The organism is Pseudomonas rhodesiae, assembly GCF_013285305.1.
Classification (GTDB): domain Bacteria; phylum Pseudomonadota; class Gammaproteobacteria; order Pseudomonadales; family Pseudomonadaceae; genus Aquipseudomonas; species Aquipseudomonas rhodesiae.
The window spans coordinates 5,190,572-5,203,361 of record NZ_CP054205.1; the positions used below are offsets into that span (position 1 = coordinate 5,190,572).

The 12,790-nt window shown below is 62.7% G+C and carries 10 protein-coding genes; 4 read left to right on the forward strand and 6 right to left on the reverse strand.

The features are described from left to right. Positions 1-41: 41 nt before the first annotated feature. On the reverse strand, positions 42-2,552 hold the full coding sequence (gene hrpB / locus HRH33_RS23475) for an ATP-dependent helicase HrpB (protein WP_167418202.1): 2,511 nt from the start codon (positions 2,550-2,552) through the stop codon (positions 42-44). 110 nt (positions 2,553-2,662) lie between these two features. Between hrpB and HRH33_RS23480 the strand changes: the two genes are divergently transcribed. After that, positions 2,663-3,082 (forward strand): polyribonucleotide nucleotidyltransferase, encoded by a 420-nt coding sequence (locus HRH33_RS23480; RefSeq protein WP_167418201.1) that lies wholly within the window; start codon positions 2,663-2,665, stop codon positions 3,080-3,082. Between the two features lie 9 nt (positions 3,083-3,091). Beyond that, positions 3,092-3,985: a cation diffusion facilitator family transporter gene (locus HRH33_RS23485; RefSeq protein ID WP_034100881.1), complete on the forward strand. Its 894-nt coding sequence runs from the start codon at positions 3,092-3,094 to the stop codon at positions 3,983-3,985. Here the strand turns inward: HRH33_RS23485 and HRH33_RS23490 are convergent. Next, positions 3,982-5,010 carry a DUF6515 family protein gene (locus HRH33_RS23490; RefSeq protein ID WP_167418200.1) on the reverse strand — a complete coding sequence of 343 codons (1,029 nt, stop codon included), beginning with the start codon at positions 5,008-5,010 and terminating at the stop codon, positions 3,982-3,984. The two genes, HRH33_RS23485 and HRH33_RS23490, sit on opposite strands and share 4 nt — an antisense overlap. Positions 5,011-5,426: 416 nt before the next feature. On the opposite strand from HRH33_RS23490, the gene HRH33_RS23495 reads away from it, so the two are divergent. Continuing rightward, positions 5,427-5,906: an Lrp/AsnC family transcriptional regulator gene (locus HRH33_RS23495; RefSeq protein WP_003194418.1), complete on the forward strand. Its 480-nt coding sequence runs from the start codon at positions 5,427-5,429 to the stop codon at positions 5,904-5,906. A gap of 174 nt (positions 5,907-6,080) precedes the next feature. After that, positions 6,081-6,290, forward strand: coding sequence for a DUF2788 domain-containing protein (locus HRH33_RS23500; RefSeq protein WP_025999909.1), 210 nt, complete (start codon positions 6,081-6,083; stop codon positions 6,288-6,290). Here the strand turns inward: HRH33_RS23500 and HRH33_RS23505 are convergent. The 4 genes from HRH33_RS23505 to HRH33_RS23520 form a co-directional block, all read right to left on the reverse strand. Further along, on the reverse strand, positions 6,285-6,920 hold the full coding sequence (locus HRH33_RS23505; protein ID WP_034100884.1) for a pseudouridine synthase: 636 nt from the start codon (positions 6,918-6,920) through the stop codon (positions 6,285-6,287). The two genes, HRH33_RS23500 and HRH33_RS23505, sit on opposite strands and share 6 nt — an antisense overlap. 71 nt (positions 6,921-6,991) lie before the next feature. Beyond that, positions 6,992-8,464 carry an AMP nucleosidase gene (gene amn / locus HRH33_RS23510; protein WP_162276694.1) on the reverse strand — a complete coding sequence of 491 codons (1,473 nt, stop codon included), beginning with the start codon at positions 8,462-8,464 and terminating at the stop codon, positions 6,992-6,994. Positions 8,465-8,583: 119 nt separating this feature from the next. Next, complete coding sequence (locus HRH33_RS23515; protein ID WP_167418199.1) at positions 8,584-10,239, reverse strand: acyl-CoA dehydrogenase family protein; 1,656 nt, start codon at positions 10,237-10,239, stop codon at positions 8,584-8,586. Positions 10,240-10,309: 70 nt separating this feature from the next. Further along, positions 10,310-12,700 carry a hybrid sensor histidine kinase/response regulator gene (locus HRH33_RS23520; protein ID WP_167418198.1) on the reverse strand — a complete coding sequence of 797 codons (2,391 nt, stop codon included), beginning with the start codon at positions 12,698-12,700 and terminating at the stop codon, positions 10,310-10,312. Positions 12,701-12,790: the final 90 nt, after the last annotated feature.

Genomic DNA, 12,790 nt, shown 5'->3' on the forward strand with positions numbered 1-12,790 from the left:
TGGGAGGGGGCTTGCCCCCTCCTACATTTGGAGGCTTAGGGTTACGACTTTCGGGGTTTGATCCGCGCGGTCGGCTCGGCTATCAGCGGATCATCCGGCCAGTAATGCTTGGGATAACGCCCCTTCAGATCCTTCTTCACCTCGGCATAGGTACTGCGCCAGAAGTTCGCCAGGTCCTGAGTCACTTGCACCGGGCGTCTTGCCGGGGACAACAGGTGCAGCTTCACCACTTGGCGCCCGCCGGCGATGCGCGGGGTGTCGGCCAGGCCGAATAATTCCTGCAAACGCACCGCCAGAATCGGCGGCTGCTCGCTGTAGTCCAAGCGCACCGATGAGCCCGAGGGGACTTTGATGTGCTGCGGCGCCAGTTCGTCGAGGCGCTGGGGCAGCGGCCAGGGCAGCAGGTTGTGCAGGTAGCTGGAGATATCCAGGTTGGCGAAGTGGCTCAGGCGCGAGACTTTACCCAGGTATGGCATTAGCCAGTGCTCCAGGCCGGCCAGCAACGCGCTGTCACTGAGGTCGGGCCATTCGCTGGTTTTGCCGGCGTCCAACTGGCGCAGCAGCATCACGCGGGATTGCCATTGGCGCAGTTCCGGGGTCCAGGGTAATAGCTCCAGACCTTTGCGCCGCACCAGGTTGACCAAGGCCTGGCTGCGCGCGGCTTCGTCGAGGCCGGCCAGCGGTTCGCGGCTGAGTACCAACTCACCGACTTTGCGCTGACGCTCGGCGCGCAATACGCCTTCGCGTTCGTCCCAATCCAGTTGATCGACGTTGCGGACTTGTTCGGCGAGCACCGTGTCGAACAACGTCGGATCGAAATCCGCCGCCAGGTAGATGCGTTCTTCGCGCTGGCCCTGACGGCTACCCAGGTCGGCGATTACCAACCACGGCTGTTTCATCAGGCTATCAGCCTCCGCAAACAGCGCCGCGCGACCGTTGGCCAAGCGGTATTCGGCTCCGCCTGGGCGGCGTTGCTGAGCCACGCGATCCGGGTAAGCCAGCGCCAGCAAGGCGCCGAGCCAGCGCGGGTGATCGGGATCGGCCACCGCTTGGGTCGGCTTACCGCGCAGATACCCACGATATTGCCGCGCCAGTTGCTTGGCCCGCTGCACGCCACCTTGGCTGCCGCGCACGCGCTCCTCGCCGGACAACAACGCCAGACGGCTATGCAGGTCCGCACCGCCACCGCGCACGATATCGCGCTCGCCCAACAGCGCAGCGACGTCACACGCGGTCGCCGCCAGCCCCAGGTCCTGCCCGCGCAGCAGCAAATGGGCGATGCGCGGGTGGGCCGGCAATTCGGCCATTTTCTGGCCGTGGGCGGTAAGCGTGTCGTCATTCAATGCCCCCAGACGCACCAGCAAGTCCTGGGCCTGGGCATAGGCCGCGCTCGGCGGCGCATCCAGCCACACCAGTTGGTTCGGCGTCACGCCCCAGCGCGCCAACTGCAGGGCCAGACCGGCGAGGTCGGCGGCGAGAATTTCTGCGCTGCCATACGCGGCCAGGCCTTCATGCTGGTCTTCGGACCACAACCGATAACACACCCCCGGTTCCAGGCGCCCGGCCCGGCCGGCGCGCTGGGTCGCACTGGCGCGGGAGATGCGTTGGGTGTCGAGGCGGGTCATGCCGCTGCCGGGGTCGAAACGCGGCACTCGCGCCAACCCGGCGTCAATCACTACACGCACGCCATTGATGGTCAGGCTGGTCTCGGCGATGTTGGTGGCCAGGACCACCTTGCGTTTGCCGGGCGGCGCGGCGTCGATAGCGGCGCGCTGGGCGTTGAGGTCCAGCTCGCCGTGCAGCGGGCACAGCAACACGTCGGGGCGATCACCCAGGGCGTCGGCGAGTTGCTGGTTGACCCGACGAATCTCCGCCTGGCCCGGCAAGAACACCAGCACGCTGCCGGTTTCGTCATGCAGGGCTTCAAGGATGGTTTGCACCACGCGCGGTTCGATAAATTCACCGGGCTGGTACGGCCGCCCCCAGCGCATCTGCACCGGGAACATGCGCCCTTCGCTGCGCAGGATCGGAGCGTCGTCCAGCAAACCGGCCAGGCGCTCGCCTTCGAGGGTGGCGGACATCAACAGGATTTTCAGCGGCTGCTCATCGCGAAACAGCTCACGACCGTTCAGGCTCAGAGCCAAGGCCAGGTCGGCGTCGAGACTGCGCTCGTGGAATTCATCGAAGATCAGCAGGCCCACGCCCTCCAGCGCCGGGTCGTCCTGCAAGCGCCGCGTGAGAATACCTTCGGTGACCACTTCGATACGCGTGTTGGGGCCGACCTTGCTGTCGAGGCGGATGCGATAGCCGACGGTGTCGCCAACCTTTTCCCCCAGTTCGCTGGCCAGGCGTTCGGCGGCGGCGCGGGCGGCCAAGCGCCGCGGTTCGAGCATCAGGATGGTCTGCCCGGCCAGCCACGTTTCATTCAATAAGGCCAAGGGCACGCGGGTGGTTTTACCGGCGCCGGGCGGTGCTTCGAGCACGGCTTCATGGCGATTGGCCAAAGCGTCACGCAGGGCGGGTAAAACATCATCGATGGGCAACGAATTCATACTGGCTCCAAAGCAGAGCGGCGAGTATAACGGCGAACTGCCGGATGCCGACGCTGGTCTCAAGGCCGGTGTTATATAGTCGCGTATCAACCCTGTTGAGGAGATTGTCCATGCGTATCGCTTCCCGTGTCATCGGCGGTGTTTTAGCCGTCACCCTGCTCAGCCAATTGACCGCCTGCGGTTCGATCTTCTACCCCGACCGCCGTGGTCAGATCGACGGCAAGATCGACCCGACCATTGCCGTGCTCGACGCCGTGGGCCTGCTGTTTTATGTGATCCCCGGCCTGATCGCCTTCGGCGTCGACTTCGCCACGGGCGCGATCTATTTCGAGCCGGGCAAGACTGCCCAGGTCGCCCCGGAAAAACTCCACGAAGCCATCGGCGTCGACGGCCAGGTCGACAACGCCAAGCTGCAAAGCATCATCCAGAAAGAAACCGGCCGCAGCCTGCCGCTGGACGACCCGCGCCTGATCCAGTTCAAGGGCAGCGTGCAGCAACTTGCCGCCCTCGGCCTGCAACCCGCCGCATAAGGACTGCCCATGATCAGCAGTCCCGAACACGCCCGCCTGTTGCGCCTGGCGACCCGTGCGTCAGTGGCGGTCGCCTGTGTATTGATTGTTACCAAGGCTATCGCCTGGTGGTTCAGCGGCTCGGTGAGCATGCTCGCGGGCTTGACCGACTCGTTGCTGGACGGCGTGACGTCGCTGCTGAACCTACTTGCAGTGCATTACGCGCTGCGGCCGGCCGACGACGATCACCGCTATGGGCATGGCAAGGCAGAGTCGCTGTCGGGTATGGCCCAGGCGCTGTTTATCAGTGGCAGTGCGGTGCTGATTGCATTGCAGGCTTATGAACGCTTGCAGCATCCGGAACCGGTAGGGGCGCCGTGGCTGAGCATCGGTGTGATTGTGTTCTCCCTGCTGCTGACCGTGGGGTTGCTGACGTTGCAACACCGGGTGGTCCGCGAAACCGGCTCCAACGCGGTGCGCGCCGACTCATTGCACTACCGCTCGGACTTGCTGCTCAACGGCAGCATCCTGCTGGCATTGGTGCTGGCGGCCATGGGCTGGCATCAGGTGGATGCCTGGTTCGGCTTGGGGATTGCGGCGTACATTTTGTGGAGCGCGATCCATATCGCCCGGGAAAGCTTTGCGGTGCTGATGGACGAGGAATTGCCGCCGGAGGTCAGCCAGCACATGCTGGAACTGGCCCGTGGCGTGCCCGGCGTGCTGGGCGCCCATGACCTGCGCACGCGGGTATCGGGCAACCATTGGTTTGTGCAGTTGCACCTGGAACTGCCGGGGGATCTGAGCCTGTCAGTAGCTCACGGCATCAGCGACCAGGCCGCCGACGCCATTCACGCCGCCTACCCGCGCGCCGAAGTGTTGGTACACGCCGACCCGCAGGAAGTGGTCACAGGCGCCAAGGATTAGTACTGCACCTGATAGCCGCGACTGCTCAGGCAGTTGCCTTGGGCCTGGCGGTAGGTCTGCACCACCGCCGGGTCGGGGGCGTAGGTGACGGCCTGGGGGGCGAAGCCGCTTTGCTGCACCGCCCAGCGATAACAGTCATAACCATCCTGTTGCACCTGGGCTGGTGATTGGCCATTGGCGGGATAGGCCACCACGTCATAACCATTGCCTTGGGGCGCAGGCTGCGGCGCGGGAACCGCTGCCGGCGGCTGCACCACCACGTATTGCTGGGTGCTTTCTTCGTAGGCGTAATAAGCGCCGGCGGCGAGGAACAGCAGCGAACCGCCGACCCACACTTCCCGCGCATAGTCCGGCAGGTAATGCACGCGGATGCCATACGGCGGCGCAACCACCACATAGCGCGGGCCTTGGGGGCGATACCAGTAACCGCCGGAGAAGAAGTAGTCCTGGCCGCGATAGGGCACGCGGTAGTTGCGGTCGGGGAAGCGGTCCACCACATAACCCGGACGGTACTGCGGGCCGGGGCCCCAGCCATTACCGTGGCCATCGGGGCGGCCAGGCCAGCGATGGTCATCCGGATGCCCGTTGTAGCCGGGGCGCGAACCGGGGCCGCCGGCCTCCCAATGGCGGTTGTCGTCGCTGCGTCGAGGTATGTCACGGTAGTAACCCTGGCGCGGCTCCTGGGTCTGGCGCACGGTATCGGGGCGCCCCTGGATCGGCAGGTTATTCGACGGCTGCGGCGCCGGGCGCGCCTGCTCATTGCCTTGTGGCCGCGCCTGCCATTGACCGCCGCCATTCGGGCCGCCGCGGTCAAAATGCTCGTTCTGCGGGCGTGGTTGAGGGTTCTCGGGACGCGGTGGACTGTTCTCCGCCCGCCGCCCGCCCTCAGGGCCTCGCTCATGCTGCCCACCGCCTTGCGGCCCTTGGCCTTCGCGAGGTACGTTATCGCGCTCGTCGGCCAATACCTGCGTGCCGACGCTGACCACCAGCAAACCAACACCTGCCAAACGCCAGATGCGCTTCATGCTTTTCCTCACTGCGATTCAGGGCTTGAACATGAGACTGGGAAAGCCTCGCCCGGTTCTGAGACAGGTTATCAGTCACGAGAACAATTTTCTTAAGGCAAAAGAAAAGGGGCGACCCGTCGGCCACCCCTTGAGAATTTCGTCCTGGCTCAACGCTTTTGACGTTGGCTCACCTCACGCCGTCTTGTGGACAGTGTGCAGCCTGGAGGCCGGCTCAACCCTGCTGGGGTGGCGGCCGCAGCGGGCCTGATTGGGCGAGCTGCAGTGGACTATTGTCCAGGCGGTGATTCTGTTGCTAACGATACGCGCCAGCGCCCGACAGATGATTGCGAAGATTGCGTCAATAAACAGTGCTTGCGCAATTTTTAACCCTTCATAGATAATTCGCCGCAATAGTTACGACAAAGGCCAACCCAATGAGCAAGCTTGACCGATATGACCTGAGTATTTTGGCTGAATTGCAGCGCGATGCGCGGATCTCCAACCAGGAGTTGGCCGAACGCATCGGCCTGTCGCCGTCGCCGTGCTCGCGCCGGGTCAAGCAGTTGGAAGACGACGGCTACATCGCGCGCCAGGTCGCCCTGCTCGACCGCAAGATGCTCGGCCTGAGCCTGACCGCGTACGTGCTGATCGGCATGGACCGCCACACCCCCGAACGTTTCGAAAACTTCGAAGCGGCCATCCGCACACTGCCCCAGGTACTGGAATGCAGCCTGGTCACCGGCATGGATGCGGACTATCAGTTGAAGGTGGTGGTGCCGGACATGGATCACTATCAAAAACTGCTACTGGGCCACCTCACCCGGATCGAAGGCGTAACCAGCGTGCGTTCAAGCTTTGTACTCAACCAAGTGCTCAACAGCACAGAGCTGCCACTGACCCACCTACGCACTTAAAATCGATAAAGGTCAATGTGGGAGGGGGCTTGCCCCCGATAGCAATACTTCAGTCAGCTTATCCATAGCTGACCCCCGCCCAAATTTTGATTGCACTTCGATCCAGGTCAATGTTGCGCTTGTGACACTGCCCTATACTCGCCGCCTGCCCCGTTGGAAGAGCCCATGAACAACATCGACCCCGCCCTGTTTGAAGAATGGATGATGACCGGCCTGGTCACGATTCTGATTATTTTCATGGGCTTTATCGTCTGGGACCTGGCGAAGAAATCCAAGGCCGGACGCTTCGGCTCGTTCATCCTGTTCTTCGTGCTGGGCCTGGGCGTAGCGGCATTTATCATCAAGAGCGTGGTGATTGGCCTGATCGAATCCGGCGCTTTATAAACGCGCCGGGACTTCCTTCCATTGGCCTTGGTCCAGCCCGTCGATTGTCCAATCGCCAATGCGCACCCGCACCAGCCGCAGGGTCGGCAAGCCCACGGCGGCGGTCATGCGCCGCACTTGGCGGTTACGCCCTTCTCGAATCACCAGTTCAAGCCAGTACGTCGGGATGTTTTTGCGAAAGCGTACCGGCGGGTTGCGTGGCCATAACGCGGGTTCGTCCAAGCGCCGAGCCTCGGCGGGCAAGGTTTTGCCGTCGTTGAGTTCTACCCCATCGCGCAGGCGTTGCAGCAATTCTTCCGTGGGTTCGCCCTCCACCTGCACCCAGTAGGTTTTCGCCAGCTTGTGCTTAGGGTCGGCAATGCGCGCCTGCAACTGGCCATCGTTGGTCAGCAGCAGCAAGCCTTCGCTGTCACGGTCCAGACGGCCCGCCGGGTAGATGCCGGGAATGTCGATGAAGTCCTTGAGCGTCGCGCGGCCGCCTTCGTCGCTGAACTGGGTCAGTACGTCGAATGGTTTATTGAACAGGATCAACTTCGGCTCGGCCGGCGGCGCCTTGGCAACGCGACGCGCAGCGGAATACGGAGGTTTCACGCCAGGGCGGCGCGAATCGGGACGGGTGGGACGAGACATGGCAGAACAACATCTAACGGTCAGGACCGACAATGCTAGTGGCCTGACCGTTAAATGACCATCCCAACCGCTTAGCGGAACGGCGGCTCGTCGAAGCTGCGCAGTTTGCGCGAGTGCAGCGAGTTGAGTTCGTTGCGCAGCAGGTCCACGGCTTCGATGCCGATCTTCAAGTGCTGGCTCACCGCGCGCTCATAGAACGCGTTGGCCGAACCGGGCAATTTGATTTCACTGTGCAGCGGTTTATCCGATACACACAGCAACGTGCCGTACGGCACCCGCAAGCGATAGCCCTGGGCGGCGATGGTGCCGCTTTCCATGTCCACGGCCACGGCGCGGGACAGGTTTATCAGCGGTCGCTCCTGGGCCCAGCGCAGCTCCCAGTTGCGATCGTCGTAAGTCAGCACGGTGCCGGTGCGCAGGCGTTTTTTCAGCTGTTCGCCTTTTTCACCGGTAACGTGGGCCGCCGCTTGCTGGAGCGCCAGTTGCACTTCGGCCAGGGCCGGGATCGGGATATTCGGCGGCACCACACGGTCGAGGATGCCATCGCGACGCATATAAGCGTGGGCCAGGACGTAGTCACCGATGGTCTGGGATTGGCGCAGGCCGCCACAGTGGCCAATCATCAGCCAGCAATGCGGACGCAGCACCGCCAGGTGATCGGTGATGTTCTTGGCGTTGGACGGGCCCACGCCGATATTGACCAGGGTCACACCGTGGCCGTCGCTGGCCTGCAGGTGATACGCCGGCATCTGGTAGCGGTGCCAGACCACCCCGGCGGCAATGGCCGAGGCTTCGCCGTGATCCATGCTCTTGTCGATCACCACGTTGCCCGGCAGCACCATGCGGATAAAACGCGGGTCGCTGCGCAATTGTTCCAGGCCATGCAGGATGAACTGGTCGACATAGCGGTGATAGTTGGTCAGCAGAATCCAGGGTTGTACGTGGCGCCAGTCGCTGCCGGTGTAATGCACCAGGCGACGCAGGGAAAAGTCCACGCGGGCCGCATCGAACAGCGCCAGGGGCAGTGGGTTGGTGTTTTCCCAGTCATACAGGCCATCGGCGATACCGTCGGTGGCGGCCGACAGGTCGGTGCTCGGGAATACGCGGGCCAGGGTGGCGGCAGTCACGCCGGAGCCGGCGAGTTCATCGCCCTGCTCGACCACATACGGGTAAGGAATATTCTGTTGGCTGACGCCCACTTCCACCGTCACGGTGAAGTCGTGCATCAACGGCACCAGTTGCTCCAGCAGGTACTTACGGAACGCCGCAGGATGGGTGACGGTCACGCTGTAGGTGCCCGGCAGTTGCACCTTGGCATAAGCGCGGGTGGTCTGTGGGACTTCGCCGTGGCAGTGGTAGGTCAGGCGCAGCTCGGGGTAGCGGAACAGCGCGCGTTGCTCGGCGTCGGGTTCGACGCGGTCCTTGAGGTATTGCTTGAGGGCCTGATTGAGCGCGCCGGTAGCTCGCTCATGCAGAGCCGCCAGCCGGTCCACGGCTTCTTCGGCGGTTTTAACGACAACAAAAGCTTCGGTCACGGTAAGCATCCTGTGTTCTGACATGCAGGCCTGTATCTTGCCTGCATCCCAGCCGCACCGAAACAGTGACGTTGGAATGCACTCAATAATGTGGGAGAGGCTTGCCCCCTCCCACCTTTGGACCGGGCTTATTCAGAAACAGAAGGCGTTGAGCGGGCGACAATCGCCGCCACATCCACACCACGCGGCAAGGCGCCATAAGCGCGGCCGGAGGAATCGCTCAAGCGGCTGGCAATAAAGCCGTCGCTGACCGCAGCATTCCCCGCTTCCAACAACAGTTTGGCCTGCAAGGCCACGGCAATGTCCTCGGTTAACTGCCGCGCGCGGTATTGGATGTCCTGGGTGTCCATAAAGGCTGACTTGAGCTGTTCGATATGCCGCGCCAAATGCCGGTCGCCGTGGCCATTGCCCAGTTCGATAAACAGCGCCTCCAATACGCCCGCTTCCTTGGACAGCGCACGCAGCACGTCCAGGCATTGCACGTTGCCGGAGCCTTCCCACGTTGAATTCACCGGTGCCTCACGGTACAGGCGCGGCAGGATGCTGTCCTCCACATAACCGGCGCCGCCCATGCACTCGGCGGCCTCATTGATCATGGCCGGCGCGCGTTTGCAGATCCAATACTTGCCCACCGCCGTCACCAGCCGTGCGAATTTACTCTCCTGCTCGTCATCCAAATGGTCCAACGCCCTCCCCATGCGCAGGCTCAAGGCCAGGGATGCTTCACTTTCCAGGGCCAGGTCGGCCAGCACGTTTTGCATCAGCGGTTGCTCGCTGAGCACGCAGCCGCTCACCGAGCGATGGGCGCAATGATGGCTGGCCTGGGTCAGGGCCTGGCGCATCAGGGCGCTGGAGCCGACCATGCAATCGAAGCGGGTCATGGCCACCATCTCGATGATGGTCGGCACACCACGGCCTTCTTCGCCGACCATCCAGGCCAGGGCGCCGCGAAACTCCACTTCGCTGGAGGCGTTAGAACAATTGCCGAGTTTGTTTTTCAGGCGCTGGATGTAGAACTCGTTGCGGGTGTCATCCGGGCGATGCCTGGGCAGTAGGAAACAGCTCAGGCCCTTGTCAGTCTGGGCCAGCGTGAGGAACCCATCGCACATGGGCGCAGAACAGAACCACTTGTGGCCCACCAGCTCATACGCCTGCCCAGGGCCGCCAGCGCCCACCGGATAAGCCCGGGTGGTGTTGGCGCGCACGTCGGTGCCGCCTTGCTTCTCGGTCATGGCCATGCCAAGGGTGGCACCGGCCTTGTGGGCGATGCCGACGTTGCGCGGGTCGTATTGGGTGCTGAGGATTTTCGGCAGCCAAGTCTTGACCAGGTCCGGCTGCAACCGCAACGCCGGTACGCAGGCAAAGGTCATGGTCAATGGGCAGCCGCTGCCGGCTTCGGCCTGGCTGTGCAGGTAGGTCATGGCGGCGCGGGCCACATGGGCGCCGGCCTGCGGATGAGCCCAGGGCAGCGAAGGTAGGCCATGTTCGACGGCGGTGCGCATCAGCTCGTGATAGGCGGGGTGAAACTCAACCAGATCAATGCGGTGACCGTAACGGTCGTGGCTGTTGAACACCGGTTTGTGTTGATTGGCCAGAAACCCAGCCGCCATCAACGGCCCGCCGGCCAATGCGCCATAGGTATCGATGCGCGAGTGCGCCCAACCGGCGCCGAAACGTCGCGACCACTCTTGCAGGGGCAGGTCGATGCGGTACAGGTTGACGCCGTCCAGGGACGGCGGTTGGTTGGTCACGTCGTGGGTTTCGGCAAATTGATGCAGGTTCATCACGGGCGTCCTGGAAAAAAGGCCACGCTCAGTTGAGGCCGGTTTTTTCAGTTAAGCATCGCTACCGCGCTTAAAAAAGTGACATACGCGCCGAATGCGCGGCGCTTTCACCCTCTAAAACCCCTAGCACGCAGCGCTCCATCACCGCTTGCAGCGCCTCGAAACGCACCGGTTTGGTCAAACGCTCAGTGACACCTACGCCCAGGCACCGCTCTCGCTCAGGCACATTCGACGATGTACCCAGGGCGATCACCGGCAATTCTCCCCCACCAGGCAGCGCGCGGATCTGACAGCACACAGAGAAGCTTCTTTCGGGAAGGTCCAACAGAACCGCGTCAAACGTCTGCGCTTGCAGCGCCTCCAGCGCCGCAGGGCCACTGTCCACGGTTTTGACCCGATAGCCGAGCTTGAGCAGCATGCCGCGCACGGCCAGTTGACCGACGCTGTTGTCATCCACCAACAACACCGCGCAATCCTGCGGCGCTCGTTGCCGCGCCGTCGCCGGCTTGGCTTCGGACGGCACCGATCGCACCTGCATTTCGAGCTGGAAGCGACTGCCCTTGCGGGGTTCGGAATGATGGGTGAGGCGCCCGCCGATCAGTTCGATCAATTGCCGGCAGATCGCCAGACCGATGCCCAACCCGCCGTATTCGCGGGTGGTCGAGCCATCCAGTTGGAAGAAGCGCTGATACAGCGTGGCCTCATCCAGAGAGGCAAAACCAATGCCGGTGTCAGTCACGATAAAACTCAGGTGCACGCCGCCGTCGCGGTGAGGCACTCCCACCACGCGCAGGCGTACCGAACCTTCGTGGGTGAATTTGAAGGCGTTGTCCAGCAGGCAATCCAGGCACTGAATAAGCTTGTCGACGTCCCCCTCCAGACGGTCCGGCAGCTCATCCGCCACGTCGATGGAAAACGCCAGGCCCTTGCCCTGGGCGCTGGTATTAAATTGCTGGCGCACGCTGTCGAGCACGCCACGCAGGCTGAACACGCGGTGTTGCGCACTCAGGCGACCGGCCTGCAATTCGGTGAGGGTGAGGATGCCATTGACCATGCGCATCATGTCCCGCGCGGAGCCGGCGGCGGTCTGATGGTATTGGGCCAGATCGTGACTCAGGGGCACCGTCTGCATGAGTTCCAGGGAACCGATCACGCCGTTCATCGGCGTGCGTAGTTCGTGGGTCAGGGTGGCGAGAAACTCATCCTTGAGCCGGTTGCTGCGGGCCAATTGGGAGTTAAGCACTTCGAGCTTTTGGCTGGCATCGAACAGAATCTGCGCCTGCTGCTCGCGCATGGCGTTGATGCGGTCGGCCAGGGCCAGGGACAGCAGTGCCACTTCAATCGCCGAACCGATCTGACTGGCGTACATGGTCAGGAACATATTGGGCAGATAGCCCAGCACCATCAGGGTGTTGACCACCCCGCCCAGCAGGAACGCCGACCAGGCGATGATGAAGTAACGCGCCACCCTCTGCCCGCAGTACCAGGCCTTGATGGCGGCGACGAAGATGGTCACGGTGAACACCAGCGCCAGGCCCGTGGCCAGTCGCAACGCCAGCGCGTAGCTGGTCATCAACGACAGCAGCATGACCACTGCCCCGCACGCCACCAGCGCCAGCAACACACGGTTGATCCAGCGACTGTGTTGAGCGGTGTGCAAAAAGCTGCGCGCGAACAGACTGCCGAACAGCGCCGACGCGCCGATCAGAAACGGTGTCGCGGCGTTCGCCCACCAAGGGTTGTTGGGCCAGAAATATTCCACCGCCGCGCCGTTGACCGACAACTGGTACAGACCGAACGAGGCGATATAGAAGATGTAATACAGGTAGCTGGTGTCGCGCACGCTGAGGTAGATGAACAGGTTATAGACCAGCATCCCCAGCAACACGCCATAGATCAGACCCAGCACATACAGGCGCAGCGGCTGCTGTTCCAGATACGCGGTGCTCGACCAGAGGGTCAGCGGCGCCTGGATCGAACCCTCGCTCTGCACTCGCAGATAAACGGTTTTATCCTCGCCCGGGGTGAAATCCAACTTGAACAGGTAGTTGTTCTGACGGATCTCGCGACTGGCGAACGGCAACGCATCTCCAGTGCGCCTGACCAAACGATAGGTGCCCGTGCTGTCGGGCAGGTACAGGTCCAGATGGTCCAGCGGCGGGTACGCCAGCTCCAGCAGCCAGGTGCGTCGGGCCTCGGCGTTGTGGGGCACATAGTGCAGATTGAGCTTGAGCCAGAACACCGAGCGCGAATAGCCGGCGTTGAGGGTGTCCTTATCGTGGAGCTTGAATTGCGCGAGCGCGGAAGGCGCGCTGACATCGGCAATGGTGAGGGCGGCGCTCGGGTCTTCGAGCACTTGCAGGGCTCGGCCCAGGGGCAGGCTTCGGGTGTCCTGGTTGAACTCAATGGCGCTGGCGAGCATCGGCAGCCCGCACAACAATAGAATCAGCAAATAGCGCATAGAGCCCCAGCGTGGCCTGTCCGGTTATATCAAAAGCCCCCCATTCCTTTTGAGAAGACGTACACCGGCGGTACAGATAAGTTGTTTGAA

Bases quoted from the DNA above. Each gene is read 5' to 3' on its own strand.
- hrpB (WP_167418202.1), bottom strand. From the start codon at position 2,552: ATGAATTCGTTGCCCATCGATGATGTTTTACCCGCCCTGCGTGACGCT.
- HRH33_RS23515 (WP_167418199.1), bottom strand. From the start codon at position 10,239: ATGAACCTGCATCAATTTGCCGAAACCCACGACGTGACCAACCAACCG.
- amn (WP_162276694.1), bottom strand. From the start codon at position 8,464: ATGCTTACCGTGACCGAAGCTTTTGTTGTCGTTAAAACCGCCGAAGAA.
- HRH33_RS23505 (WP_034100884.1), bottom strand. From the start codon at position 6,920: ATGTCTCGTCCCACCCGTCCCGATTCGCGCCGCCCTGGCGTGAAACCT.
- HRH33_RS23480 (WP_167418201.1), top strand. From the start codon at position 2,663: ATGCGTATCGCTTCCCGTGTCATCGGCGGTGTTTTAGCCGTCACCCTG.
- HRH33_RS23490 (WP_167418200.1), bottom strand. From the start codon at position 5,010: ATGAAGCGCATCTGGCGTTTGGCAGGTGTTGGTTTGCTGGTGGTCAGC.
- HRH33_RS23485 (WP_034100881.1), top strand. From the start codon at position 3,092: ATGATCAGCAGTCCCGAACACGCCCGCCTGTTGCGCCTGGCGACCCGT.
- HRH33_RS23495 (WP_003194418.1), top strand. From the start codon at position 5,427: ATGAGCAAGCTTGACCGATATGACCTGAGTATTTTGGCTGAATTGCAG.
- HRH33_RS23520 (WP_167418198.1), bottom strand. From the start codon at position 12,700: ATGCGCTATTTGCTGATTCTATTGTTGTGCGGGCTGCCGATGCTCGCC.